The organism is Flavobacterium xizangense, assembly GCF_054075145.1.
In genome coordinates this window covers 537769-564182 of record NZ_JBSIPG010000002.1, presented here as the reverse complement: position 1 = coordinate 564182, position 26414 = coordinate 537769, and the positions used below count along the sequence as shown (strand labels likewise).

Annotated in this window: 24 protein-coding genes; 10 read left to right on the top strand and 14 right to left on the bottom strand. The window is 33.4% G+C overall.

Annotated features, from left to right (window positions below; all coding sequences use genetic code 11):
* Positions 1-66: 66 nt before the first annotated feature.
* The 7 genes from ACWA1B_RS08090 to ACWA1B_RS08060 form a co-directional block, all read right to left on the bottom strand.
* Positions 67-435: a response regulator transcription factor gene (locus tag ACWA1B_RS08090; RefSeq protein WP_426485795.1), complete on the bottom strand. Its 369-nt coding sequence runs from the start codon at positions 433-435 to the stop codon at positions 67-69.
* Positions 436-451: 16 nt separating this feature from the next.
* Positions 452-2662, bottom strand: coding sequence for a DUF4838 domain-containing protein (locus tag ACWA1B_RS08085; protein WP_456905762.1), 2211 nt, complete (start codon positions 2660-2662; stop codon positions 452-454).
* A gap of 5 nt (positions 2663-2667) precedes the next feature.
* Entirely contained in the window at positions 2668-3927 is a 1260-nt protein-coding gene (locus ACWA1B_RS08080) for a YaiO family outer membrane beta-barrel protein (protein WP_456905760.1), read from the bottom strand.
* 7 nt (positions 3928-3934) lie between these two features.
* Positions 3935-5371 (bottom strand): glycosyltransferase family 2 protein, encoded by a 1437-nt coding sequence (locus tag ACWA1B_RS08075; protein ID WP_456905758.1) that lies wholly within the window; start codon positions 5369-5371, stop codon positions 3935-3937.
* Positions 5368-6429: a HEAT repeat domain-containing protein gene (locus ACWA1B_RS08070; protein ID WP_456905756.1), complete on the bottom strand. Its 1062-nt coding sequence runs from the start codon at positions 6427-6429 to the stop codon at positions 5368-5370. Before ACWA1B_RS08070 ends, ACWA1B_RS08075 begins: the two co-directional genes overlap by 4 nt.
* Positions 6430-6501: 72 nt before the next feature.
* Positions 6502-7266, bottom strand: coding sequence for a TIGR02757 family protein (locus ACWA1B_RS08065; protein WP_456905754.1), 765 nt, complete (start codon positions 7264-7266; stop codon positions 6502-6504).
* Positions 7259-7945, bottom strand: coding sequence for an ABC transporter ATP-binding protein (locus tag ACWA1B_RS08060; protein ID WP_142449526.1), 687 nt, complete (start codon positions 7943-7945; stop codon positions 7259-7261). The genes ACWA1B_RS08065 and ACWA1B_RS08060 overlap by 8 nt, the downstream gene beginning before the upstream one ends.
* 222 nt (positions 7946-8167) lie before the next feature.
* On the opposite strand from ACWA1B_RS08060, the gene ACWA1B_RS08055 reads away from it, so the two are divergent.
* Positions 8168-8467, top strand: a complete 300-nt coding sequence (locus tag ACWA1B_RS08055) for a hypothetical protein (RefSeq protein ID WP_456905752.1) — start codon at positions 8168-8170, stop codon at positions 8465-8467.
* On the opposite strand, the gene ACWA1B_RS08050 is transcribed toward ACWA1B_RS08055, so the two are convergent.
* The 6 genes from ACWA1B_RS08050 to ACWA1B_RS08025 form a co-directional block, all read right to left on the bottom strand.
* Complete coding sequence (locus ACWA1B_RS08050) at positions 8464-8766, bottom strand: DUF6787 family protein (protein WP_456905750.1); 303 nt, start codon at positions 8764-8766, stop codon at positions 8464-8466. The genes ACWA1B_RS08055 and ACWA1B_RS08050 overlap by 4 nt on opposite strands.
* 32 nt (positions 8767-8798) lie before the next feature.
* Positions 8799-9239, bottom strand: coding sequence for a DUF6146 family protein (locus ACWA1B_RS08045; protein WP_456905748.1), 441 nt, complete (start codon positions 9237-9239; stop codon positions 8799-8801).
* 182 nt (positions 9240-9421) lie between these two features.
* On the bottom strand, positions 9422-9985 hold the full coding sequence (locus ACWA1B_RS08040; protein ID WP_456905746.1) for a hypothetical protein: 564 nt from the start codon (positions 9983-9985) through the stop codon (positions 9422-9424).
* A 103-nt stretch (positions 9986-10088) separates the two neighbouring features.
* Positions 10089-11039 (bottom strand): D-2-hydroxyacid dehydrogenase, encoded by a 951-nt coding sequence (locus ACWA1B_RS08035; protein WP_456905744.1) that lies wholly within the window; start codon positions 11037-11039, stop codon positions 10089-10091.
* Positions 11040-11180: 141 nt separating this feature from the next.
* Complete coding sequence (gene serC / locus ACWA1B_RS08030) at positions 11181-12251, bottom strand: 3-phosphoserine/phosphohydroxythreonine transaminase (protein WP_035648680.1); 1071 nt, start codon at positions 12249-12251, stop codon at positions 11181-11183.
* Between the two features lie 93 nt (positions 12252-12344).
* Entirely contained in the window at positions 12345-13418 is a 1074-nt protein-coding gene (locus tag ACWA1B_RS08025; RefSeq protein WP_456905741.1) for an acyl-CoA reductase, read from the bottom strand.
* A gap of 136 nt (positions 13419-13554) precedes the next feature.
* Between ACWA1B_RS08025 and ACWA1B_RS08020 the strand changes: the two genes are divergently transcribed.
* A complete protein-coding gene (locus ACWA1B_RS08020) occupies positions 13555-13905 on the top strand; it encodes a 4Fe-4S dicluster domain-containing protein (RefSeq protein ID WP_035648673.1) in 351 nt (116 codons plus the stop codon).
* A 161-nt stretch (positions 13906-14066) separates the two neighbouring features.
* Positions 14067-15230 (top strand): peptidase associated/transthyretin-like domain-containing protein, encoded by a 1164-nt coding sequence (locus ACWA1B_RS08015; RefSeq protein WP_456905739.1) that lies wholly within the window; start codon positions 14067-14069, stop codon positions 15228-15230.
* Between the two features lie 93 nt (positions 15231-15323).
* Here the strand turns inward: ACWA1B_RS08015 and ACWA1B_RS08010 are convergent, their stop codons facing one another.
* On the bottom strand, positions 15324-17957 hold the full coding sequence (locus ACWA1B_RS08010) for a TonB-dependent receptor (RefSeq protein ID WP_456905737.1): 2634 nt from the start codon (positions 17955-17957) through the stop codon (positions 15324-15326).
* Between the two features lie 298 nt (positions 17958-18255).
* Between ACWA1B_RS08010 and ychF the strand changes: the two genes are divergently transcribed.
* The 7 genes from ychF (at position 18256) to ACWA1B_RS07975 (ending at position 26411) form a co-directional block, all read left to right on the top strand.
* Positions 18256-19350: a redox-regulated ATPase YchF gene (gene ychF, locus ACWA1B_RS08005; RefSeq protein WP_115886584.1), complete on the top strand. Its 1095-nt coding sequence runs from the start codon at positions 18256-18258 to the stop codon at positions 19348-19350.
* A gap of 226 nt (positions 19351-19576) precedes the next feature.
* Positions 19577-20254, top strand: a complete 678-nt coding sequence (locus ACWA1B_RS08000; protein WP_456905734.1) for a TIGR02117 family protein — start codon at positions 19577-19579, stop codon at positions 20252-20254.
* Positions 20255-20448: 194 nt separating this feature from the next.
* Entirely contained in the window at positions 20449-21408 is a 960-nt protein-coding gene (locus tag ACWA1B_RS07995) for a YihY/virulence factor BrkB family protein (RefSeq protein WP_035648665.1), read from the top strand.
* Positions 21405-21929, top strand: coding sequence for an NADPH-dependent FMN reductase (locus tag ACWA1B_RS07990; RefSeq protein WP_456905732.1), 525 nt, complete (start codon positions 21405-21407; stop codon positions 21927-21929). The genes ACWA1B_RS07995 and ACWA1B_RS07990 overlap by 4 nt, the downstream gene beginning before the upstream one ends.
* Entirely contained in the window at positions 21930-22904 is a 975-nt protein-coding gene (locus ACWA1B_RS07985; RefSeq protein ID WP_456905730.1) for a transglutaminase domain-containing protein, read from the top strand.
* Between the two features lie 92 nt (positions 22905-22996).
* Entirely contained in the window at positions 22997-24172 is a 1176-nt protein-coding gene (gene pncB / locus ACWA1B_RS07980; protein WP_456905728.1) for a nicotinate phosphoribosyltransferase, read from the top strand.
* 370 nt (positions 24173-24542) lie between these two features.
* Positions 24543-26411 carry a DNA topoisomerase IV subunit B gene (locus tag ACWA1B_RS07975; protein WP_456905726.1) on the top strand — a complete coding sequence of 623 codons (1869 nt, stop codon included), beginning with the start codon at positions 24543-24545 and terminating at the stop codon, positions 26409-26411.
* The last annotated feature ends 3 nt before the right edge of the window (positions 26412-26414 follow it).

Sequence of the window (26414 nt, the reverse complement as noted above, 5' to 3'; positions counted from 1 at the left end):
TTGGCATCTGTTAAGAATTACGATCGATTATTGCTTTCGTATTTCTCAAAAACAGACTTTAAAAAGTTATAATAATCGCTTTATTCGCAATAAAAGTTCATTTGGATTAAAAGGTTTTGCAATAAAATCATCAACGCCTAACTCAAAGGCTTCTTCTACTGTATTTTCCTCTTCACCAAGTGATGAGAGCGCAATAACACGAATATTTGGAAAGTTTTTTTTGATATGATTGATGATTTCCAATCCAGATTTGAGCGGTATAATAATGGTGGTAATGACCAAATCAGGCAAAATAACTGGAATGCGTTCCAGTGCATTCATGCCATCTTTGGCAACACTTATTTTGTAACCTTCTTTTTTTAAAATGAATTTTAGAATTTCAATTGCCATATCATCATTTTCGATGATCATAATTTTTTTTTCGTTGGTATTCATTTTGTTTTTTCGGCTTTTATTTTTTGTAAAGTTCAATTTCGTCAATCATTACCATTGGTTTTTTATTTTTTCTGATTCTCCATTCTGGTAATTTGGATTGATTTTCTACTAGTACTTTTATTTTAGCAAAACTACTAAAGCTCAGATCTTTAAATTCCCATGATTTTGTTGTAATTTCATAGTCTTCTGTTAAAATATCATAAATTTTCTCTTGTAGGAGCTTCCATTTCTCATCTTTAAAGCCATAAATTTTTATTTTCTTCGGTGGAAAAATCCAATGCCGCTGATCTTCAAGGAAATTTAATTTTAAGACATCAAAATTTAATTTTTTAGTTTCAATTTCAAAAGAAGGATTCGTGCCATACCAGCCAATCCAGTTGATGTTGAAATCTTTGTAACCTCGATTTCCATCAACGAGTCCGTAGCTTCCTTTACCTTTAAAATCCTCTGAGGGTTCAGTTAAAAAATTGACTTTCAAATCTTCACCTAAATGCGTTGTCCTATTTTCGCAAATTTTCAGCCATTCCTGATAATATTTATCGGGTGAAATCCCGTCTTCACTTAATTCGTAAATCCCAAAATCATTGCAGGATTTGCTGAAATTCAAAACTCTTTCAGTCAATTTTTCTTTGACTTCTTTTTCTCCTTTGTTATTTACGGTAAACATTCCGTGTTGGTTTTTTCCGTAAAATTTAGATTGTTCGAAATAAACAAATTCGAGAGCCAGACGAAGTTTTAGAACTCGTGCTTTTAAAGTACTATCATCCGCTACAGCGTCAGATGCTAGTTCAAGAAGTTTATCATATTGATCCATTGCGTCGGGCCTTAAAAACGTATTTCGGGCTTGAACCGGACCAGAATAAATGTCTAAATAAGAATTGCTTTTATTTTGGTTTTCAGTCAAAAGTTTTAAATAATCACTTACATGTGGTGCGGCTTTTCCGTAAAAACCTCTTAAAAAATCAGCTGTGACGGCTTTGATATCAATGTTTGTGTCCCAAAGCAGTTTTGCTAAAAGATATTGTCTTAATTCTGAAAAGTCGCCAGGAAGATCGGCGTAGCCTTGAACAAACAATCCTTTCACTTTGTTTTTTTCAAAAAGTTTATAATTGTTCTGTAAAGGCTCAAAATTCGGAAAAGGCGACATATAATTAGAAAACTGAACGGTGTAATCCCAGAGGAATAAATGTGGGGAAGTTTTGCTCCAATTTTCTAAAACTTTTATAAATGAAGGTGCGCTTTGTGCCGATATCGCTTTACTGCGGTTTAATTCAATTGGACATAAAATGGTATAAGTATTTGAAGCTATTTTTAAATTTACAGGAGGTTTGAAAGTATGCAGATAGGCGAGCGTCGTAATTTTTGTTTTCGGAAAATGAGCCGCAATTTTATTCAAAAAATAATAAAAAGACCCTTGAGGACCGCCATATTTCTCGTTTAGTTTTCGGCATTCGCTACATTCACAATATACGATGTCGTCATTTTGGCTTATAGAATAAAACTTTGCGTCTGGTTTTTCGGCAATAATTTTGGCCATTTTTTTCTCGATCAAATCAACAACAGTGTCATTTGTCATGCATAAAGATTCTCCGTTTCTTTTTCCTTCATATAAAGCAAAAAGTTTTGGATTACTTTTAAAATACTCTTTTGGCGGCATAAGAACATTGAAAGAATGTCCCCAAATACCAAAATCATCAATATGCCAGTCAAGTTTATGCCAATCCCGAAAAGTTTCGTCATAGCAATCTGGAAAAAATAATGCGCGATAATCAAAAGAAGGCTGATATCGTTTTGTGAAATTTTTAGGAAATGAAAATTCGGTTACTTTTGGGATATACGTTTCTGTTGCAGTGAATTTTCTAAATTCCCAAATTTCCAGTAAAGTGTAAACGGCATAGCGCAGGTATTTTGGATTTTGAGCAATGAGATAAATGGATTTTGAATCACTTTTGATTAGAAACTCAGTTGGTTTTAATTTTTCTTCATCAGAAATTTGCAGAATTATTTCAGACACATCGTCATTTTTGTTTTGCGTAATATTTTCAAATTCTTTAGCAAAAGCCTTATCGATGTGTTTTTTTAGAATCAAAGCGGCATCACGACTTTCGTCAGATTTAGAAATAATGCTGTTTTTGTGCGTTATAATAATTTCAGACTGAGCCATTATGTTTAGGTTAAATAGAAAAAAAAAGAGGAGCAGTAATGTGATGTAAGGCTTCTTTTTCATGATTTTTAAAATTTGTATTGCAGTAAAAAAGCAAAATCAAGTTCTGTTTGAAATTTATTTGCCGCGTATTCCTGTTCATTGTCAGTAATCATAAACCCTGCGATATAATGACTTTTTATTAGCTTAAAAAATCCGGCGCATAAGCGGTACGATTTTAAAGACAATCTACTTTCATAATCTGCTGACCTAGTTTTGTCATCTGGGGAAGTTCCGTAACCAGCGATTAGTGTGATATAATCAAACTTTGTTTTATAATAATATCGCGAAGTTAATGTTAATGAAGTTCCTTCGCGTTGTATATAAGATCTTAAATTAACCCAATAAGAACCAAAATATTTTCCGAGGCCGATATTTAATGTTTTTACGTCGCTATCATCATTCATTAAAATGTAACGAACGCCCAAATCAGCTTCCCAGCCTTTATTGAAATTATGAAAATAGGAGTAGCCTAATCTCAATTTCGGGAACGCATTATCCTGACTGTAAGCAACATCAATGTATGAATAATTATTCTTTTTTGCAAAAAGGTAAGATTCGACTTCAAATTGCAGTCCGCTTGTCATTACAGAATTCGACGAAAGTCTTTTGGCATAACTGACTCTTCCAATGAGACTTCCCCAAGAGCGCTGCCGCAAATAATCGGCACTTACTAAATGCCATGGACCAATGCCATCACGGCTGATTGTGGTATAATTATAATATACTCCAACACGATCCATGTTGATTTGCGAATACAATTCATAAAGTAATTGTTGAATTTCCGGATCATTTGGGAATTTTGCTTTGATTGATTTTAAATATTTGGCTTCATTTTCAGTGTCATTCTGCAAAGAATAAAAAGCAATTCGTTTAAGTCTATACGCTTTTTCATCAGGATATAATTCAATGGCTTTATTTGCGATGGCAATACCTTCGTCATATCTTTTTTCGTCAATATTCAGGTTGATTAGATAAATAAAAGCTTCGTGATATTTTGGGTTTTTCTCAATTACATAATTATAATAATATCTTGCGCTGTCTTTTGCATTCGTCAAATCATAATTGCGTCCTAAAGCGAGATAAAAATCGAGATAATCTGGAGCTGTTTTTTTTCCTAATAATGCTCTTTGAATATTGAGTTTATAGTCTGGATGTGCATTTTTCATGTTGTTGGTTATTACAGTCAAAAGGCTGTCAGTATCTATTTTCTGTGCTTTTATATTTTGAACAGAAAACAGGATCATCCAGATTATTAGGTTTATATGTAAAATTCTGTCGTATTTCATAATCACATTATTTTTTATTTGGCTGATCAAAACCTTTTCGAACCATAACGCCCCATTTTTGTTCTTTTTTTCCAAAGAAATACCAATATCCTTTCAAAGCCGCATAAACAGTAACAGGATGATAGACAAACGGCTCAATTGCCGCCATTCCTATCAATGTAAGAAGCTCTTTGTGATTTGAATACGTTCGGTATAATGTTTCATCAATCAATATCGAAATAATCGTTATCGAAAGATAAAAAAGATAAATCAAAAGGCTGACAATCAGTAAAAATTGAAAATTAATCAATCCTAGCACAAAACTGGAAATCAAAGTTATAATGCCAATAAATTCAATAATTGGAACCATGAATTCGAAGGAAAAAAAGAATGGCAAAATTAAAAATGCCGTTTTTCCATATTTTGGATTCAAAAACATTTTTCTATGCAGATAAAGCGTTTGCACGAGGCCGCGCGCCCACCGTATTCGTTGTCTTAAAAAAACTGTTTTTGTACTTGGAACTTCAGTCCAGCAAAGCGATTCTGGAATGTATTTGATCAAAAAATTTTTATTGTTGTCGTGCATGTATCTTCGCATACGTGTAATCAATTCCATATCTTCACCTAAGGACTTATGCCAATATCCTCCGGCATTCACCACAATCTCTTTGTCAAACATACCGAGTCCCCCAGAAACCAAAAGCAATCCGTTGATTTGGCTCCATGCCATTCGTCCAAACAAAAAAGAACGGACATATTCTAATTCCTGAAAACGCGGATACCATTCTTTCGGATAATGAACTTTAAGCAAAAAACCTTCTTTGACATCACACGAATTTGAAATTCTGATTCCCGCGCCACTTGCAATAACAGGTGTTGTACTTTCCATGAAGGGTTTTGCAAGTTTCAAAATAGTATCCCGTTTTAAAATGCAATCTACATCGGTGCATAAAAAAAGAGGATATTGCGAGGAATTTATTCCAGCATTTGAAGCATCGGCCTTGCTCTTTCCGTTAATTTTATCTACAACGAGCAATTTAGAATAAACAGGATTTTTGGATCTATAATGTCCTCTTACAGGCTGGGTTGGAATTTTTTCTTGGTAATAAAAATCAATTTTTGATAAATCAAATTCGGAGATTAATTTTTCAAGTGTATCATCTGTACTTCCGTCATTTACAATAATAACTTCATATTTTGGATAAGTCAGCGAAAGCAGTGATTTTACGTTATAAACAATATTGACTCCTTCATTGAAGGCAGGAGCTACAACTGAAACTCCTAAAATATGATTGGAGCGAAGCAAAACTTCCTCCTCAAGATAACGCTGATATTTGACATGTTTGATGATGGCGAAATAAGATAGTATGGCTAAAAAAACATAAAATAAAATATAAGCAATAGAAAATATTCCTGCAAAAATAGCATAGCAATGAATCAGCAGGTATAAAAAATCTATTATCATAATTCTATTTTTCTAATATGATTAATCATTTTTTGCGTGTCGGCATCCTGATTTCCTAACTGATCTACACCAGCAGCGTCTAACGTATTGTAACAAAAAACCATTTTCAACTTTAAATCTTTTATTTTTTGTTTTGGAATTTCATTCTTTAAAAAAGAAATTGTTTTTTCTGATCCAATTACTGCTAATGTTTCTAGTATTTCTAATTGAACATCAATAGTTTCTTTGCCAAATAAAGAAAGAAGCTCTTCTTCGGCTTCATTTAAATAAAGATCGCGAATGGCGATTATCACGTCGATTCTTAACGCTTTGTGTTTGTGGTTAACCAGTTTTATAATCTCAGCCGATTTGTTTCTATAATTGTAAAACACCATCGTCATAACAGCTAGTTTTAAAATGGCTTTTTTTTCTGAATGTATCCAAATATCAATGTCTTTCGGAATTGGGATATTTTCAGAATGCAGCACATCCATTACTTTTATGGTTGTGATGCGCGATACTTTTACTGGGATTTTATCCAAAGCCAGCCAGTTGTCTTTTGAAAGTGCTAAAAAGGCGATATTGGCATTAGAAAGAATAATTTGGTTGGGATGTAGCAAATATTTTTTAATCATATGTATTCCGGGTCTATATCCCATCGCCTGAAAATGATAAAACCCAAGACATTTTTTATATTTTCTGAAGTCCCGAATTAAGCTGGCAGAATAATGATTTAAGTCAAGCTGTTTGTAGATGGAAAGGATATTTTTTGCCGTTTTTCCTTTTAAATTGCTTTTCATGCGGATCATATCGTCTATCAGCATCTCTTTGCACCAGTTTTTATGTATCGGAATTTCTGATTTGAACTGTGAAATTCTATATTTTAAAATATTTTTATCTGGTTTTGAAAGCGCAATTTCAGTTAAGAAAATTTCCGATTTTCGTATAATATGATGCCGGTAAGGCAGTGTGAATTGATAACGTATTCTTTTATAAAGTAGAATTACAATAAGTGATAAATTTATGAGTAAGAAAAATGGAATGACAAAATGTTTGATATAACCTATAAATTGCTCCATATCAATAACTTTATACTGTAATATTACGAAAAAAAACAGAAAAAAGCTAATGAAAAAGAACTCAGTTAAGGATTAAAATCCTTCAAAAACACCTAAGCCAAAAAGCGCAAAATCGTATTTTACAGGATCTTGGCTGTCCATTTCTCTAAGTTTTGAATCTAGTTCGGCCAAAGCTTTTCCGTCGTTTTGTTTTCGCGAAAGCAATCCTAATTTTCGGGCAACATTTCCAGAATGAACATCTAAAGGGCAGGATAAAATAGAAGGAGAAATAGTTTTCCAAATGCCAAGATCAACTCCTTTAGCATCTTGACGCACCATCCATCTTAGGTACATGTTGATTCTTTTTGCGGCCGAATTGTTCAGCGGATCTGAAATATGTTTTTGAGTACGAGGTAAGTGGTCGATTTCGAAAAACAATTTTTTGAATTCGTGAATGCTTTTCTGCAAACTGTTTTCTTCTTGATTTTTGGCAAAAACAGCTTCCAGGCCATTATGGTTTTTGTAAATATGCTGAAGTCCCTTTATGAAACCTCCCAAATCTTTTCCGTTGAAAGTACGATGCACAAAATTTTCCAGGCGAGCCAAATCTTCATCAGAATGCGACATGATGAAATCGTATGGTGTATTGCCCATTAATTCCATCATTTGATGCGAATTTTTAATAATCATTTTGCGATTTCCCCATGCAATTGTGGCACTAAGAAAACCAGCAATTTCGATATCTTCTTTTTGGGAAAATAAATGCGGAATCTGCACAGGATCACTTTCGATAAAATCCTGATTGTTATATTGGGTGACTTTTTCGTCAAGAAAATCTTTGAGTTCTGTTTTATTCATTTTCAGCTGTTCCTGTGTTGCTGATCTGACCATCAACCATTACCAATTTTCTATCGGCCATATTTGCCAATTCTTCATTATGGGTTACAATTACAAAAGTTTGCCCAAATTCATCTCTCAATTGAAAAAATAATTGATGCAGATTTTCGGCCGAATGTGTATCTAAATTCCCCGAAGGTTCATCGGCAAAAATAACATCAGGTTTATTGATCAAAGCTCTTGCAACGGCTACACGCTGTTGTTCTCCTCCCGAAAGTTCATTTGGTTTATGGTTAATTCTATGAGATAATCCTAAAAATGTCAGCAATTTTTTAGCTTCCGCTTCGGTTTCTGATGGTTTTTTGCCAGCGATGTACGCAGGAATACAAACATTCTCTAAAGCCGTAAACTCAGGTAAAAGTTGATGAAACTGAAAAATAAAACCTAAATTCAAGTTTCTGAAACTCGATAATGCCTTATCATTTAGTTTCAGAATATTTTCTCCGTTTATAGTTAATGAAGTATCTGTATTGCCGTTTGAAGGTTTGTCTAATGTTCCTAGAATGTGCAATAAAGTAGTTTTACCGGCACCTGAAGCGCCAACAATCGAAACAATTTCTCCTTTTTTAATATGCAAATCAACTCCTTTTAAAACTTCAAGCTGATCGTAGAATTTATGTATATTTTTTGCGTGTATCATTTTTTGAAACTGTTTCTACAAAGAAACGAAGATTATAGTCAAAATTCAAATTCCTAATAGAAGTTAAAAGTTAAAAGTGAGAAGTGAAATTTCTAAATCCAATTAAAAAATCTCAATTCGGTATATTTATTGATTATGGGAATTTAGAAATTAAAATCAAAAAAGAAATAATTCGATTTGATCAATTATTTTTAATTTAGATGAACTAAAAACAAATGTAAGATGCAGGAATTGAAAGTAATAGATGAAGATGATAAAAGCAGAAAACTTATAATCGGCTTGATTTTGGATGGAATTGGTATGGCGACTTCAGCAATTACAATTTTCGGTGATTTTGCCGATGTAATCTGGGCACCGATTGCAGCTTTTATAATGACGAGAATGTATAAAGGAAGAGTAGGGAAAGTGGCCAGCGTTTTAACTTTTATTGAAGAAATTCTCCCTTTTACAGATATTGTTCCGTCGTTTACAATTACGTGGATTTATACCTATTATTTTCAGAAGAGAAATAAAGAAGATTAGTCTTTAAACAGAAAACCTAATCCCATATTTTTAAGCATTTTCTTTTCGAAACTCCAAAAGAACTTGAATTGGCCAAAGATTGTTCCAATGGCAACCAGCAAAACTTGATAAATAGGGAAAATAATAAGTAAACGAATTAAAGTAAACCAACCTCCAAAATCTTCTTTTGTAATTCCGAGCCAAACGCAGAAAGGTTTAGACAGCCACGCAGATGCCGATCCGGTGATGGCAAAAACGACAAGAATGATAATGGCTTGAAAATTTGAGGTTATTCCCCAGCGTTGCTTTAATTTATTCATTGCTATTTGTAATGATTACAAATATAATAACATTATCTAGATGGAACGTACCCCCAAAGCTTTTGTTTATAAGTATTTTGAAAATAAATCATGTAGTTGTAAATTAGGTAATTCACTTCATAGCCATAATGAATCTCAGGACGATAGTCAATCAGCATTTCATATAAGTTAGGATTATAAAGCTGGGGCTGGCGTACGCGATTATTCCATTCGGTTACATACAGAAAGTTTTTGTTTTCAAGATAACTAAGAGAATAATAAAAACGAGGTTGTGCGACTGATGCCAACCAGGTCGAAAAGCCATTATCGATAATAATAACTTCATATTCAAGAGAATCATTTGCAATTCGGACAGTATCATTTACACCAGAATTTGGCTTGGGAGAATCTGCAGCAACCGCGTTATTTTTTGAAGCTGTAGAACACGCTATTACTGTAAACAAAGCAATCAATATGTAAATGCATTTCTTCATGATTTTTGTTTTAAACAATTAAAGTTACGAATTTTTTTTGAGGTTCTGAGATTCTAAGGTTCTAAGATGCTAAGTTATTCTCGGCTATAAAAAAAAGCTGTTTATTTTAATAAACAGCTTTTTGAATATTTTACAAAGAGACTAAAACCTTAGAATCTTAGAACCTTAGCAACTTAGAGCCTTTACTTGCTTCCAAACAATTTACCAATAAAGCCAGCAATACCGCCTTTGCTTTTAGTAACAACAAGAACATCTGCAACATCAACTTTTCCGTCGCTGTTTTGGTCAAGGCCAAATTGCATTCCATATTTAGAAATTGTATCCATTATTCCTGAAGCTTGTCCGCTGTTTCCGGAAATCGAGTTTATAATATCAGAAATTTGAAAACTACTATCATTAGGATCTTTTGCTTTGTTCACTAATGAACCTAAAATCTGCGGAATCAAATTGGATGCAACTCCATTTGAATCGGCACTGCTTAAACCAAATTTTTCGCCAAGGCTTCCGCTTAATTGTTGCTGAATTTGTTGTACGACTGGATTTGAACTGTCAATTGGTGAGTTTCCATTAAATAATCCCGCAATTTGATCGGTTCCACCTTCAGCAACAATCTTTTTTAATCCTTCAAAAATAGAATTGCTGGTTTCGCCAATTACAGCTTCATTATGCTCATTTGGGACAGCGGCATTATTTACAACTGCATCGCCTCCGTATTGTTGTACTAATTGGGTTAATTGTTCAAACATAACATTAAGGATTTAGATTAGAACTCAAATTTAAACAAAAAAAGAAAGGGATTTATTAAACAATGTTAATAAATCCCTTTGCAAATAATTTAATTATAGTTGATTAGCTTAACAAAGTAATAATTTGTGATGCTAATTCTGTACCAATTCTATCTTGTGCTTCTCCAGTTGCAGCTCCAATGTGTGGAGTCAATGAAATTTTAGAGTGCATTAAAATTGCCATTTCTGGTTTTGGTTCACTTTCGAAAACGTCCAAACCTGCAAAAGCAACTTTTCCAGAATCTAAAGCTTTTACCAAAGCTACCTCATCAATAACACCACCACGAGCACAGTTTACGATTCCAACACCGTCTTTCATGATAGCAAGTTCTTTTTCTCCAATGATGTAACCATCCTGAGCAGGAACGTGCAATGTAATGAAATCAGCTTCTTTAAATAAAGACTCTAAAGATTGAGAAACGATTTTAGTTGTGATAGATTGTCCGTCAAAAAACTCAACTTTTACATCTACTTCAGGAATAAAACTATCTGCAGCGATAACTTTCATTCCTAAACCAAGAGCCATTTTTGCAGTAGCTTGTCCGATACGACCAATACCAACAATACCTAAAGTTTTTCCTCTTAATTCAGTTCCGTTAGCGTAAGCTTTTTTTAAACCGTCAAAGTTAGAATCTCCTTCTAATGGCATATTTCTGTTTGAATCATGTAAGAAACGAACACCAGAGAACAAGTGACCGAATACCAATTCAGCAACAGATTCTGAAGATGAAGCTGGAGTATTGATTACATGAATTCCTTTGCTTTTAGCATAATCCACATCGATGTTATCCATTCCAACACCACCACGACCGATGATTTTGATTCCAGGACAAGCGTCGATAATATCTTTACGAACTTTAGTTGCACTACGAACTAAAATTACGTCCACATTATTTTCATTAATAAAGTTAGCTACTTGTTCTTGAGCTACTTTTGTAGTTATAACTTCAAATCCACCTTTTTCTAAGGCTAGAATTCCGCTTTTAGAAATTCCGTCATTTGCTAATACTTTCATTGTGTGTTTATTGTTTATTTGGTAAATCGTTAATTTGTTTAATCGATAAACCAGCTATTTGAATTTTCTTTTTTGATATTTTAAAAGAACCATTTTTACGATTAAACAGTTAAACAAATTAACGATTAACCGAAAAAAAGATTAAACTTTAGATTCTAATGCTTTCATTACATCAACCAAAACCTGAACGCTTTCAATTGGCATAGCGTTGTAGATAGAAGCTCTGTAACCACCAACAGAACGGTGTCCTGGCAATCCTGAAATTCCTGCAGCTTTCCATAAAGCGTCAAAAGTTTCAGTATGTTCTGGATTGTTCAATAAGAAAGTTACGTTCATTTTAGAACGGTCTTCAACATTAGCAGCTCCTTTGAATAATGGGTTTCTGTCGATTTCAGCATAAAGTAAATCTGCTTTTGCGTTGTTTAATTTTTCAACAGCTGCGATTCCGCCTTTTTCTTTAATCCATTGTAATGTTAATAAAGAAACGTAAACTGAAAATACAGGAGGAGTATTGTACATACTTTCTGCTTTGATATGTTTAGCGTAATCTAACATACTCGGAATTGTTCTTCCGTTTTTCTCTAAAATTTCTTCTTTGATTACAACTAAAGTCGTTCCTGCAGGTCCCATATTTTTTTGAGCTCCGGCATAAATCAAATCGAATTTAGAGAAATCCAACTGACGTGAAAAAATATCCGAACTCATATCGCAAACTACCGGAATAGAAGTTGAAGGGAATTCGTGCATTTGAGTTCCAAAAATAGTATTGTTACTAGTACAGTGAAAATAATCAGCATCACCAGGAATTTCATAACCTTTTGGAATATGAGTATAATTGTCTTCTTTTGAAGATCCTACAATAACAGTTTCTCCAAAAAGCTTAGCTTCTTTAATAGCGGCAGTTGCCCACGTACCTGAATCTAAATAAGCTGCTTTTCCGCCTTCTTTCATCAAGTTATAAGGAGCCATTAAGAATGCAGTACTTGCACCGCCTTGCAAAAATAAAGCCTGGTAGCCTTTTCCTTGCAGTCCTAATAATTCTAAAGCAAGGGAACGAGCTTCATCCATAACAGCAACGAAATCTTTACTTCGGTGCGAAATTTCAAGGATAGATAATCCTGAATCATTAAAATTTAAAATTGCTTTTGATGCTTTCTCAAAAACTTCCTGAGGTAAAATACTTGGTCCTGCGCTGTAGTTGTGTTTTTTCATGGTTGTTGTTAATAGTCGAAAATTTTAAAGACGCAAATTTCGGCAATAGGAGACGAAAAAGCGATAAATTATTCGAAATAATTAAACATATTTTTACTTTGTTGTTAACAAAAACGTTATAGTATCAACGTTATCTGCGTAATCCCATAATTGTGGTTTTTGAGTTTCCCCGAATGTTATGCTATTTTCAATTAAATCGTTGCTGACGATACACTGAATTTGTTCAGAATCAGTTTCAAGACGCGACTGTAAATCTTCAATATTTTCATAAAATTCATAAAAAACACTCGAAATAGGAGAGGCATAACTCGAATCTTCTTTAATAGTCAAAAATCCATTATCTAATAATTTGAAATTACTCATTAAAAATACGGCTTTATTATAGTCGTAATTATTAGCGTATTTTTCATAATGAATGACATCCTGATATTTGAACATGGCTTCAAAAAATCCATCAAACGAATAGCCTTTTGGAACAAAAATTTTGGATACATTTCGGCATCCTAATCCGAAATATCTGAAAATATCTTCACCCAAATTTTCTAAATCTTCTTTAGATTCTTTTCCGTTCAAAACAGCAACAGAATTTCTGTTTTTTCTGATAATAGAAGGTTTGTCTTTAAAGTAATATTCAAAATAACGAGCCGTATTGTTGCTTCCCGTTGCTATTACAGCATCAAAATTTTCCAATTTTCCTTCTACAAAAGTGATTTTATCTTTTAGATTTTCATCGACAGCTATTAGATATTTTGCTAAAAAAGGAAGCAAATGCTGATCGTTTGAGGAAGTTTTGATCAAAGCTTTATTTCCAGTAATTAAAACAGATAAAAAATCATGAAATCCAACTAATGGAATATTTCCGGCCAAAATCAAAGCGACGGTTTTTTCTTTACCCTCATTCTGAGCAAATTCAGCTTTGTATTGCGAAAGCCATTTGTCAATGTTTTCGGCAGTCAAAGCTTCTGCCCATGAATTTAGGGCAAAATAAACCTGTTCTGGTGTGTACCAGCCATTATGAGATTGTGATAAATGAATCAGATTTTCAAAATCATCAAAAAAAATGTCGTTATATAAAACGTCAGATTTTTTCTCGGATTCCTTTTCAGAGAACTGTCCTAAAAATTTTCCTAATTCAACAAAAACACTTTTTTTTGTTTCTAATGTCATAATGTTTGTTTATGAATTGTTTTGATTGTAATTTTGCACAAAAATAAGCTATATTAAGTTATAAGGCAAAGCCGATTAAAATGTTTGGCATTTTTAACCTAAAACCTATAACTTTTAACACGTAATCAAGAAAAAGATGGCAATTATTATAACTGACGAATGCATTAATTGTGGGGCTTGCGAACCAGAATGCCCAAATACAGCAATATATGAAGGAGCAGATGATTGGAGATATAAAGACGGAACAAGCCTTAAAGGAAAAGTAGTTTTACCTGACGGAACTGAGGTTGACGCTGAAGATGCACAAACTCCAATTTCTGATGAAATCTATTATATAGTTCCGGGAAAATGTACAGAGTGTAAAGGTTTTCATGATGAACCTCAATGTGCTGCTGTATGTCCTGTTGATTGCTGTGTACCAGATGATAACCACGTTGAAGATGAAGAAACGCTGTTGAATAGACAGGCATTTTTGCATGGTGAATAATATATAGGAATATTTAATTCTAGATATTTTAAAAATCCTGAGTGTTGCGCTCAGGATTTTTTTTATCTTATTTTTCGCATATTTTTAATTTTTGTTCTATAAAATACTGTAACTTAATGATTTATTTTGTTAATTTGATGATAATATTCTAAAAACAGCCTATGAGGAGACTGGTACTTTTATTTATTGTATTATTTAATTATACCGCCTTTGCACAAAATGCAGAGTATTCAATTGTTGTGAAAGATATTGAGACGCAATTGCCTATCGAAAATGCTACCGTTTTTATCATGAAAACAAAGCAGACATTACTAAGCAATGCCGACGGCAAGGTAACTTTTATGTTAAACGGATCTTCAAGTCTTGAAGTCACTCAAACCGATTATGAAAAAATAACACTTCGATGGGGGCCTTTGAAGCCAGATATGTTTGTGGTTTATCTTAAAAGCAACAATACTAAATTAGATGAAATTGTAGTCTCCAAAGAAAATCCTCAAAAAACGCTCCAAAAAATTGTTGTCAATTCCCGACAAAAACTAGCTTCGTCTTACAGATTAAAAGTATTTGTAAGAGAGTTTTTTATGCTTAACAATAAATATTCATATTATAATGACGGATTAGTAAATTTTCAATTTACGGCAAATCAAAAAAAATCAACTACAACATTATTAGTAGAGCAAAACCGTTCGTACGGACTTCTTGATACCGATGTCAGTGAAGATTTAAAAGGTTATAATCTGAATGATATCATGGAAAATTATTGTAATTTGAGATATTTTGATCCTCTTTTAGATTCTAAAACCAGAAAAGAATATGATTTTATTACGCGCGGCCATCCAAATAATAAAAATTATTACATAATGGCAATCACGCCTCGGGATAAATCAAAAAAAGCATTAGATACTTTTGAAGTTATTTATGATCCTATAAAAAAACTAATTGTTGAATTCAGTATTATAATTACGCCGCAAAATTTGCTTCAGGTTGAAGAACAAACAGAAGTAGGTTCAAAAAACGTGACCAGATCCATTGTTAGAGTGAATTATAGAATTAATGGCGAAGAATATTATTTGTTGAACTCAAATGAAGAAATTGCTTATGATCTCATTTTAAAAGATCACATTAAAAATATTCAAGTTCGTAATAATTTTGTCACCACACATTTTAACAGACAAAATTTCACTTATAAGGAAAGCGATGTTTTTAAAGAAAAATCACTTTTCAATAAAAAAAATAAGGTTATGACTAAATATTGGGAAATTTCTGGATTTACACCCACTGAAGAAGAAAAAGCCATAGTAGATTCATTAGAATTTAAATTGTAAAAATTAATTAAGCATAAAAAAATCCTGAACGTTTTGTTCAGGATTTTTTGTTATTGTTTTGTCAGATTGAGCGAAGCCGAAACCTTTTTTCTATTAGAAATTAAATCCAAGTCTTGCGTAGTAATAAGCTCCGCTGAATCCCATTTGCACCGCATCCCAGTAACCACCAGCTTCTGTGTTTCCTTGTTCATCTTGTTTTGTTGGGTAAACATTGAACAAGTTGTTGCTTCCAATGCTTAATTTTAAGCTTTTAGAAAGTCTATATCCTAGAGTCAAATCAGTTACTAATCTTGGGTTGTAAACATCTTCTTCATCAGCATAATCCACTAAAACAACTTTGCTGAAACGTGTGAAAGCCAATCCGGCATCAAATTTATTTTTAGCGTAAGTAAGATTTAAACCAAATTTGCTGTCTGGTGCTGAAGCTAATAAGAATGCTTTTTCGCGATTTCCGAAGAAAGTGGCTTCGTCTAAATCACCATTTTTAACTTTGTCAATTTTCATGTCATTGATGTTTCCGACCAATGTTGCACCAATATGCCCAAAATCATACGTTTTTTTCCATGAAAAAACTAAATCTAAACCATGAGTACTTGTGTCAACTCCGTTAGCAAAAAACTGCGCTTCAGAAACACCTAAGTTTAATGGTTCAGCATCAAAATATCCTGTAAGTACAATACGATCCTTTACTTTAATATAGTATCCGTCAACTGTTGCAGTAAAATCGCCATAAGTTGCCGTGAACCCCAAAGAAGCGTTTAAAGCTTTTTCTTCGTTTAATTTGCCAATTCCAAAAGCTCTTGTGATTTCACTGTCGTTTGGAGCTAGTAAAACTTCTGTCGCGCCACTTGCATTAAAGTTGGTGAATCGCAGATTATAATAAATTTGAGCCAAAGACGGGGCTCGGAAACCGGTACTTATAGATCCTCGCAAATTAATATGCTCATCAAGTTTTAATCTCGAAGCTAATTTTCCGTTAACGGTGCTTCCAAAATCACTGTAATTTTCAAAACGAACTGCGCCGCTGACCATAAAAGCTTCTGTAACATCTAATTCGGCATCGGTATATAAAGAAAAATTGGTGCGGTCTTTATTCACTTCGTTTAGAGGACTGTAGCCAGGAAAACCTTGTGAACCTCCAGGTCTTGGTTCGCCAGAGATTGGGTCAATTGGAGCACTTTGCGTTGTTGGGTCGGTTATAGGCTTTCCATTAGTATCATAAGTAGCATAAGAACCTTCTTCTCCTGCAAAAATTTCAAATTGCTCAATTCTGAATTCAGTTCCGAAAGCAATATTAAAACCGCTCATAATGTCATCATAGTTTTTAGAAATATCAAAATTGGTCGTATTTTGAAGAAGGCTATGTCCTCCTGCATCAAATTCGTGAGGTGATTTTTCTTCTAGCGAAGCATTGATGGTTCCTTTTATATCGTATTGAAATTTATTCTTTCCAAAAGTATTGCTAAGGTCAAATTTCCATCCGCCAGAAGATTCAGTTCTGATTCCCGCCGCAATCGAATTATCATTGATTTTTGATGTAATTCTTGGGGTATATCCGCCAGGATAAACAGATTCAACAACTCTTTCGCCATCATTTCTGGTAAAAGCATAAGCATCAGTATCTCTAAAATTGCTTCCGCCAAAAGCATAAAATTCAGTTTTATCACCAATTGGAATAGCCAAATTTGCAAATAAATTTACTCCCTGCATTTCAGCATCACCAAAACCTTTTCTAAAATCATAAGCAGGTCTTAAAGTTTTGTTTTTGCTCAAAAATTCACCTGTAATATTGACGTAACCGCCTTTGCTTCCAATTCCTGTTCCGTAATTTGCGGCTACTTTTACAGATCCTCCGTCAAAGTCTTGATCTTTTCCATATGAATTTCCATTACCATTTTGATCTAATCTAAAACCTTTGGTATTAGGAGTTCCAGGAAGAAAATCGCCTTTTGCATGTGTATTGAAAACACCATATGTTATAGAACCTGTAAGTTCATCTACATTGTCATTTGTTATAATATTAATAACGCCGGCAATGGCATCAGAACCATATTGTGCAGCTGCACCATCACGTAAAATTTCAATTCTTTTGATAGAGGCAGCTGGAATTGCATTTAAATCTGTTCCTGTATTTCCGCGTCCTCTGGTTCCAAATAAATTGATAAGAGAAGATTGATGTCTTCTTTTTCCATTAATCAAAACTAAAGTTTGGTCAGGTCCCATGCCTCGCAATGAAGCCGGATCAACGTGGTCTGCTCCGTCCGAACCAGATTGTTTGTTGGCATTAAAAGATGGGGCGACATATTGCAATAATTGATTAATTTCGATTTTACCGCTTTGAGTTGTAACATCTTTTACGTTGATTACATCAATTGGTACAGCCGAGTTTACAACAGTTCTTTTGGTGCTTCTGGAACCCACGACAACGACATCGCTTAGAACCTGCCCGCCGCTTTCGTCTAGTGTAACGTCAATTTTTCCACTTAAAGCTGGTCTTTCAACAGTTGTATAACCCACATAAGTAAAAACCAAGGTTGCGCCTTCTTTTACTTTAATGATATAGCCACCTTCAAAATCAGTTGAAACGCCATTAGTTGTTCCTTTTTCTACAACATTTACACCTGGTAATGGTGCGCCCGATTTATCTTTCACAACACCTGATACTTCTTTTTGCGCAAAAAGAAACGCCGTGTTCAGTAGAAATAATAATAAAACAATTTTTTTCATCTTAGTTTGATTTTTTGGTTTATTTTTCATTGGTATAGTTTATAAAAGTAGTATATTTTAACAAAAATTTAAATAAATGTTTAAAAATTTTTAAGATTAGCTTTAAAATTATATTATTGAACATTTTTACTTCGTGCAAGAGCTATTAAATCTTATATTTGCAAAATTTTAAAGCCGAAAAATATGATTTTGGCAGAAATCAATAAAAGAACATTTAAATCACAAAACATTAAAACACAATGTTTAATGTTTTAGACCTAAGCATAAAGGGTCGAATAAATAATATAGAAACAAACAGATGAAAGCAGGAATTGTAGGATTACCAAATGTTGGAAAATCAACATTATTTAATTGTTTATCTAATGCAAAAGCGCAGAGTGCGAACTTTCCGTTTTGTACAATCGAACCTAATATTGGTGTTGTAAACGTTCCAGATCCAAGAATCAACAAATTAGAAGAGTTGGTAAAACCAGAACGTGTACAAATGGCAACCGTTGATATTGTTGATATCGCTGGTTTGGTAAAAGGTGCGAGTAAAGGTGAAGGTCTTGGAAATCAGTTTTTAGGAAACATTAGAGAATGTAATGCTATTATTCACGTTTTACGTTGTTTTGATAATGATAATATCGTTCACGTTGACGGAAACGTAAATCCAATTCGTGACAAAGAAACAATCGATATCGAGTTGCAGTTGAAAGACTTAGAAACAATTGAAAAACGTTTAGAAAAAGTAAAACGTGCTGCAAAAACAGGAAATAAAGAAGCTCAGACAGAAGAAGCTTTATTGAATAGAATTAGAGAAGCTTTGTTGCAGGCAAAATCTGCAAGAACAATTATTCCTCAAAGTAATGATGAAGAAGTTCTAATGGAAGGTTTTCAATTAATTACGGCAAAACCAGTTTTATACGTTTGTAATGTTGACGAAGGTTCTGCAGTAAACGGAAATAAATATGTTGATCAAGTTCGTGAATTAGTAAAAGATGAAGATGCTGAAGTAATTATTCTTTCAGTAGGGGCAGAGGCTGATATTACAGAATTAGAAAGCTACGAAGAACGTCAGGTTTTCCTTGAAGACATGGGATTAACTGAGCCAGGAGCATCTGTTTTGATTCGTGCAGCTTATAAATTATTGAAACAACAAACTTACTTTACAGCTGGTGTAAAAGAAGTTCGTGCCTGGACAATCAACATTGGAGCTACAGCGCCCCAGGCAGCCGGAGTGATCCACACTGATTTCGAAAAAGGTTTTATCCGTGCAGAAGTTATTTCATACGAAGATTACGTTCAATACGGTTCTGAAGCAAAAGCAAAAGAAGCTGGAAAATTCAAAGTTGAAGGAAAAGAATATATTGTAAAAGACGGTGATGTAATGCATTTCCGTTTTAACGTTTAATTTTTTTTTAGAAGAAAGAGTAAAGAACAAAGAATAAAGACTAAAACTGCTGGAGAGATTCAGCAGTTTTTTTATGTCTAAAATGAGAATAAAATCCGTTTAAATCCGTGCTTTCGCGAAAGCGAATTCGTAAAATCCGCGTGCAATTTCAGGAAGTAAAATTTTTGGCTTAAAAATTGGTTACAGAAAAATTAACCAATTACTAATTTAAAATCAACCAATCAAAATGCTAAAAAAAACTTTCAAATTTCTAGGCTGGACACTCTTCGTATTTTTCACTTTCCTTGCTTTGTACATTTCATCTGTGTTGATTATTTCCAAAATCACAGTGAATTCAGATATCGCTCAAGTTGATGAACAAGAAGCGATTCCAATTTATATTCTTTCAAATGGAGTTCATACTGATATTGTAGTTCCCATTAAAAATGAAATTAAAGATTGGCGAAACGAAATTCAATTCAGCCAAACTCAATCTAAAGATTCTTTAATGAATTATATTGCTTTTGGTTGGGGCGACAAAGGCTTTTATCTGGAAACTCCAGAATGGTCAGATTTAAAAGCAAGTACGGCATTCAAAGCGGCTTTTGGAGTGAGCTCATCAGCTATGCATACCACATTTTTTAAACAATTGAGAGAAGGAGACGACTGCAAACGCATTTTGGTTTCAAAAGAAAATTATCAAAATTTAGTCAATTACATTTCTAACAGTTTCACAGATCCAATTCATCCACAATGGATTGAAGGTCATAGCTACGGAAAAAAAGATGCTTTTTATGAAGCAAAAGGAAGTTACAGTCTTTTTAATACTTGCAATACTTGGGCAAATAATGCTTTAAAAGCTGCGAATCAAAAAGCAAGCTTATGGACGGTTTACGATAAAGGGATTTTTTGTCATTATAAATAATGTATAAATGTAGTCCCTATGAGACAAATTTCAGGCATTTGTTTTTTTTATTACTAATGTTAAATCTCTACGAGATTATTCCGTTAGGAATTAAATATTGGTAGATGGAAAAAATATAAAATTGTCATAAAATCAGAGAAGAACTAAGATTGGATTATTGCGTAAATTTGAGAGATTGTCAAAAAAATCAGCTAATGAAAATCAAAAATATATTCTTCAAAACCTGGTTTCTTTTAAAGAATACCTTCTTAGAATTTAACGATGATAATGCTATTAAGCTTAGTGCTGCACTCGCATATTATACCATATTTGCATTACCACCTTTATTAATTATTATAATTACAATTTGCGGTTTCTTTTTTGGAGAAGAAGCGGTGACAGGAGAATTGTACGGACAAATTAATGGTTTGGTTGGTAACGGCGCAGCAAGTCAAATTCAGGAAGCTATTAAGAATGTACAATTGTCTGGGGATAATGTTTTTGCAACCGTATTCGGAATTGTTATGCTTTTAATTGGTGCCTCTGGAGTTTTTGCCGAAATACAAAGTTCTATTAATTTTATTTGGGGACTACGAGCAAAACCGGATAAAGGGATTAAGAAATTTATTCAAAACCGCTTGATGTCATTCTCAATGATTGCGTCGGTTGGTTTTTTAATGTTGGTCAGTCTTTTTATAAGTACAACTTTAGATTTACTGAGTACACGTTTAAAAGTATCTTTTCCGGAAAGTACAGTTTATTTGTTTTATGTAATCAATATCTTTATTGTGTTGGCGAGTATAAGCACTCTTTTTGCTATTATTTTCAGAACATTACCAGACGGAAAAATAAGATGGAAAGATGCTTTTATAGGATCAGGCGTTACCGCTGTACTTTTTATGATTGGTAAATTTGCTATTGGTTTTTATTTAGGAAGCTCAACCGTTGCCTCAGTTTATGGCGCAGCCGGTTCTGTGATAATAATTCTGGTTTGGGTTTATTATTCGGCAATTATTCTGTATTTTGGAGCAGAATTTACTAAAGTCTATGCTAAATCATATGGAGGAAAAATTTATCCTAACGAATATTCAGTAGAAATAGCAAAAGAGATTTATGAAATCGACGGACCAAAAAAAGAACCAATAGAAGAAACATTACAAAAAGAGAAACCATGAAAATAATAGCCTTTGGAGGAAGCAACAGTACACAGTCAATCAATAAACGTCTGGCAACCTATGCAGCAAGTTTATTTGAGAATGCAGATATTGAAGTTTTAGATTTGAATGATTTTGCAATGCCGGTTTTTAGTGTTGATCTTGAAAAAGAACTAGGACAACACAAAGTCGCGCAAGCATTTTTAAATAAACTTAAAGAAGCTGATATTCTGGTCGTTTCAATGGCAGAAAATAATGGAAATTATTCAGTTGCTTTCAAAAATGTTTTTGATTGGAGTTCCCGAATCGAAAAAGATGTTTTTCAGCACAAACCAATGTTGTTATTAGCGACTTCTCCAGGAGGAAGAGGAGGTGCATCGGTTTTAGGAATTGCCCAAAATCTTTTTCCACGTTATGGCGCAGAAATTAAAGGAAGTTTCTCATTACCAGCATTTGGCTCGAATTTTGATTTACAGGAAAATAAAATATCTAATGTTGAGTTAGATAATGAACTGAAAAACATTATTAAATCAAATTTCTAAATGCCACCAAAAAAGATTGCTTTTATTTTCCTTTTTCTAAATGTTATTTTATTGAATTCCACTTTTGCACAAAAAATTATTGAAGTGGATAAAATTGTTGCAAAGTATCCAAAAAACTTTGCCAGTACCGAGAAGTTAGCAGATAAAATCGAAGGGGATTTTTCATCTGATTATGATCGTGCGCGAGCAATTTACAGCTGGATAGCTTTCAATATAAAATATGACTTCAATGCTTTTTTGAATCCACCTAGAACACAAGGTTTCAGTTATTCTTCTGAAGCAGAAAAACAAAGAAAAATAAAACAGATTAATGATAATCTGATTCAAAAAACTTTTACTTCAAAAAAAGCCGTTTGCGAAGGATTTACAGCATTGTATCAACATTTGGCAGGTCTGGCTGGATTAAAATGTGAAATCATTCGTGGAGATTCAAAAATTTCAGTTAGAGATATTGGTCGAAAAACAACTTTGTCAAATCACGCCTGGAATATTATTTTGATTGATAAAAAATGGCGTTTGGTTGATGTAACCTGGGGCCAAGGTTATTATGATAGCAGCAAAGGAAGAATGGTAAATGATTTTTCTCCAATTTATTTTGACACAGATCCTGATTATTTCTTTGCAAAACATTTTCCTGATTCAGGAACTTTTTTAGGAAACAGACTAAGTAAAGATGATTTCCTTAACGGACCTTTGATTTATAATAAAACAATTCAAAATGATTATAAAATTAAATCGCCTGATTCTGGAATAATCGAAGCTAGAAATGGTGATAAGATTACTGTTGAAATTAAAAATGTTTCAAAATCCAATCAGGTTTTTTATTTGAATAAATTCAATAGGCCAGTTAAAGTTCAAAATCCAAAAGAAAAAAGAGGCAGTTTAGAATTTCAAATTCTTATTGATAAAAATGTAGGCGAGTACATAACTATTTTTATCGATACCAACAGCATCGTGTCTTTTAAAATTATTTAGGAGCAAACAGTTGCATATATCTTAGTTGCTGATATTTTCTTCTTTTATTGAATTGGCGTATCTTAGCAATTCAGGATTTGAATTACTATGCTATGGAAACAACTTTTTTGAAATCAATCTTAGATAATGATTTCTATAAATTCACAATGCAGCATGCTGTTATCAAACTTTTTCCAAAAGCAAAAGTTCGTTATGGATTTATAAATCGTGGAAAGCATGTTTTTCCTGATGGCTTCGCAGATTTGCTTAGAAAGTCTGTAGATGCCATGGAAGACCTTCGTTTAACAAAAGAAGAAAAAAATTATCTGTCGCATTATTGCCCTTATCTTGATCCAACTTATTTAGACTTTTTGCAAGGCTATAGTTACGATCCGTCTGAAGTTCAAATTAGCCAGGAAGGATCAGAAATTAAAGTTACGGTCGAAGGATTTTGGTACAGAACCATTTTATGGGAAGTGCCATTAATGGCTTTAATTTCGGAACTTTTTTACAAATCCAATCATTTAATTCGCTTAAATGATGAAGCGATAAAGAGTCTTACTAAAGAGAAAATTGACAATTATAATAAATTGGGCGTTTCAATTTTAGAATTCGGTACAAGACGCCGTCATTCTTATGATGTTCATGCATTGGTAAACGAAACGTTGCAGTCTTTTGGCGGACATAGTTTCATCGGAACCAGTAATGTACATTTTGCAATGCTTAACAACAAAAGGCCTTTAGGCACGCATGCACACGAATGGTTTATGTTTCATGCTGCTCAATATGGCTTTAAAATGGCAAATTTGATAAGTCTCGAACATTGGACACAAGTTTACGGTGGCGACCTCGGAATTGCACTTACGGATACTTACACAACAGAAGTTTTCTTCAATCAATTTGATAAAAAATATTCCAAGCTTTTTGACGGCGTTCGACATGACAGCGGCGACCCAATTGAGTTTGCCCAAAAAGTGATTTCCCATTATACCAAAATGGGAATTGACCCAAAATCAAAAGCTATTGTTTTTTCGGATTCCTTAAATTACGATAAAGTAAAAACGATTGCTGATTTCTGTAAAGATAAAATCAAAATGTCTTTTGGAATTGGAACGAATTTTACCAATGATGTTGGGCTTCCAGCAATGAATATGGTAATAAAATTGACCGATACAAAACCTGACAATACACATTGGCAAGGAGTTGTAAAACTTTCTGACGAAAAAAATAAAAACACGGGAACGCCCGAAATGATTGCGCTAGCAAAAGAAGTACTGGGAATCAAATAATCGTTGTGTGCAATTTTTAACACTTAGTCCCGATAGCTATCGGGATTGTAAACTTATAAGAGGCCTTTCACTTGCATTAATAAACATAGCTATTTGTTAAGAAACTAGTTTCTTTTTTATACACTTTTTAAATATATAAAATCTATTTTTCTATCTGTTAAATAGTTTTTTGTTTTTCTGAATTTGGATTAAATAAGTTGAATTGGTATTTTTTTTGTTTCATAGCTTCTTTTTTATATTTTTAACGGTCGTATTTTTTTAAAATCAATTTAAATAGATTTAAAAACTGTTATTATTCGTAACAAAAGAAAAAATACGCTTTCATTTTTTGCCGATAAATGGTACATTAGCCAAAAATCCAATTCACCTTATGCTAGAGCAAAATCAATATACCGAAGATAATATCCGATCACTCGATTGGAAGGAACATATCCGTATGCGTCCGGGAATGTATATCGGAAAACTTGGAGACGGTTCTTCTCCAGATGATGGTATTTATATTCTATTAAAAGAGGTTTTAGATAACTGTATCGATGAGTTCGTAATGGGCTCTGGAAAAACTATTGAAGTGACTATCAAGGATAAAACGGTTTCTGTTCGTGATTACGGACGTGGAATTCCGTTAGGAAAAGTTGTCGATGTAGTTTCGAAAATGAATACAGGTGGAAAGTACGATTCTAAAGCTTTCCAAAAATCAGTTGGTTTGAACGGAGTCGGAACAAAAGCGGTAAATGCACTTTCCAATTATTTCCGTGTAGAATCGGTTCGTGATGACAAACAAAAAGCGGCAGAGTTTTCTGCTGGAAATCTGGTTTTAGAAGAAGATGTAATTGATACGACAAAACGTAAAGGAACAAAAGTAACTTTTACGCCAGATGAAACGATTTTCAAAAACTATAAATTCCGTTTAGAATATGTAATTAAAATGGTTAAAAACTATTGTTATTTGAACAATGGTTTGACAATTATTTTCAACGGAGAAAAATATTATTCAGAAAACGGACTTCGTGATTTGTTAGAAGAAACAATCAGCGAAGAAGATTTAGAATATCCAATTATCCACTTAAAAGAGCATGATATTGAGGTTGCGTTAACACACAGTAAAACGCAGTACAGCGAAGAATATCACTCTTTTGTGAACGGTCAGAATACGACACAGGGAGGAACGCACTTAGCGGCTTACCGTGAAGCTGTTGTAAAAACGATTCGTGAGTTTTACAATAAGAATTTCGAAGCATCAGATGTTCGTAAATCGATTGTGAGTGCGATTAGTATTAAAGTAATGGAACCGGTTTTTGAATCTCAAACCAAAACAAAATTAGGTTCTACCGATATGGGTTCTGATGACGGAACACCAGCAGTTTCTGTTCGTACTTTTGTAAACGATTTTATCAAAACGAAACTGGATAATTATTTACATAAAAATCCAACAACTGCAGATGCTTTATTACGTAAAATTCTTCAGGCAGAACGCGAGCGTAAAGAATTATCAGGAATTAGAAAACTGGCAACAGATCGTGCTAAAAAAGCCAATCTTCACAATAAAAAATTAAGAGATTGCAGAGCGCATCTTCCTGATACCAAAAATCCAAGAAACTTAGAAAGTACACTTTTTATTACCGAGGGAGATTCGGCTTCTGGATCGATTACAAAGTCGCGCGACGTAAATACGCAAGCCGTTTTCAGTTTACGTGGTAAACCTTTGAATTCATATGGGATGACGAAGAAAATTGTGTATGAAAATGAAGAATTCAATTTACTGCAAGCGGCATTAGATATCGAAGACGGTTTAGAAAAACTGCGTTACAACAACATCGTAATCGCAACCGATGCCGATGTCGACGGAATGCACATTCGTTTGCTTTTAATTACTTTCTTTTTGCAGTTTTTCCCAGAATTGATAAAAGAAGGACATTTATATATTTTGCAAACACCACTTTTTAGGGTTCGAAACAAAAAAGAAACGATTTATTGTTATTCTGAAGAAGAAAGAAAAGACGCAATCGAAAAGCTAAAACCAAAACCAGAAATCACCCGATTTAAAGGTTTAGGAGAGATTTCGCCAGACGAGTTTAAAAACTTTATTGGAGATACCATTCGCCTTGATCCGGTTATGATGGACAAACATACTTCAATCGAACAGTTATTATCTTTCTATATGGGTAAAAATACGCCAGATAGACAAGAGTTTATTATCAAAAATCTGAAGGTGGAGATTGATCAGCTTGAGGAGGTTTAAAAG

Coding starts and splice junctions, on each gene's coding strand:
- ACWA1B_RS08065 (WP_456905754.1), bottom strand. CDS start 7,266: ATGAATAAAACAGAACTCAAAGATTTTCTTGACGAAAAAGTCACCCAA.
- ACWA1B_RS07975 (WP_456905726.1), top strand. CDS start 24,543: ATGCTAGAGCAAAATCAATATACCGAAGATAATATCCGATCACTCGAT.
- ACWA1B_RS08040 (WP_456905746.1), bottom strand. CDS start 9,985: ATGTTTGAACAATTAACCCAATTAGTACAACAATACGGAGGCGATGCA.
- serC (WP_035648680.1), bottom strand. CDS start 12,251: ATGAAAAAACACAACTACAGCGCAGGACCAAGTATTTTACCTCAGGAA.
- ACWA1B_RS08025 (WP_456905741.1), bottom strand. CDS start 13,418: ATGACATTAGAAACAAAAAAAAGTGTTTTTGTTGAATTAGGAAAATTT.
- ACWA1B_RS07990 (WP_456905732.1), top strand. CDS start 21,405: ATGAAAATAATAGCCTTTGGAGGAAGCAACAGTACACAGTCAATCAAT.
- ACWA1B_RS08010 (WP_456905737.1), bottom strand. CDS start 17,957: ATGAAAAAAATTGTTTTATTATTATTTCTACTGAACACGGCGTTTCTT.
- ACWA1B_RS08045 (WP_456905748.1), bottom strand. CDS start 9,239: ATGAAGAAATGCATTTACATATTGATTGCTTTGTTTACAGTAATAGCG.
- ACWA1B_RS07985 (WP_456905730.1), top strand. CDS start 21,930: ATGCCACCAAAAAAGATTGCTTTTATTTTCCTTTTTCTAAATGTTATT.
- ACWA1B_RS08035 (WP_456905744.1), bottom strand. CDS start 11,039: ATGAAAGTATTAGCAAATGACGGAATTTCTAAAAGCGGAATTCTAGCC.
- ACWA1B_RS08055 (WP_456905752.1), top strand. CDS start 8,168: ATGCAGGAATTGAAAGTAATAGATGAAGATGATAAAAGCAGAAAACTT.
- ACWA1B_RS08075 (WP_456905758.1), bottom strand. CDS start 5,371: ATGATAATAGATTTTTTATACCTGCTGATTCATTGCTATGCTATTTTT.
- ACWA1B_RS08020 (WP_035648673.1), top strand. CDS start 13,555: ATGGCAATTATTATAACTGACGAATGCATTAATTGTGGGGCTTGCGAA.
- ACWA1B_RS08085 (WP_456905762.1), bottom strand. CDS start 2,662: ATGAAAAAGAAGCCTTACATCACATTACTGCTCCTCTTTTTTTTTCTA.
- ACWA1B_RS08080 (WP_456905760.1), bottom strand. CDS start 3,927: ATGAAATACGACAGAATTTTACATATAAACCTAATAATCTGGATGATC.
- ACWA1B_RS08070 (WP_456905756.1), bottom strand. CDS start 6,429: ATGGAGCAATTTATAGGTTATATCAAACATTTTGTCATTCCATTTTTC.
- ACWA1B_RS08015 (WP_456905739.1), top strand. CDS start 14,067: ATGAGGAGACTGGTACTTTTATTTATTGTATTATTTAATTATACCGCC.
- ACWA1B_RS08090 (WP_426485795.1), bottom strand. CDS start 435: ATGAATACCAACGAAAAAAAAATTATGATCATCGAAAATGATGATATG.
- ACWA1B_RS08050 (WP_456905750.1), bottom strand. CDS start 8,766: ATGAATAAATTAAAGCAACGCTGGGGAATAACCTCAAATTTTCAAGCC.
- ACWA1B_RS08060 (WP_142449526.1), bottom strand. CDS start 7,945: ATGATACACGCAAAAAATATACATAAATTCTACGATCAGCTTGAAGTT.
- ACWA1B_RS08000 (WP_456905734.1), top strand. CDS start 19,577: ATGCTAAAAAAAACTTTCAAATTTCTAGGCTGGACACTCTTCGTATTT.
- ACWA1B_RS07995 (WP_035648665.1), top strand. CDS start 20,449: ATGAAAATCAAAAATATATTCTTCAAAACCTGGTTTCTTTTAAAGAAT.
- pncB (WP_456905728.1), top strand. CDS start 22,997: ATGGAAACAACTTTTTTGAAATCAATCTTAGATAATGATTTCTATAAA.
- ychF (WP_115886584.1), top strand. CDS start 18,256: ATGAAAGCAGGAATTGTAGGATTACCAAATGTTGGAAAATCAACATTA.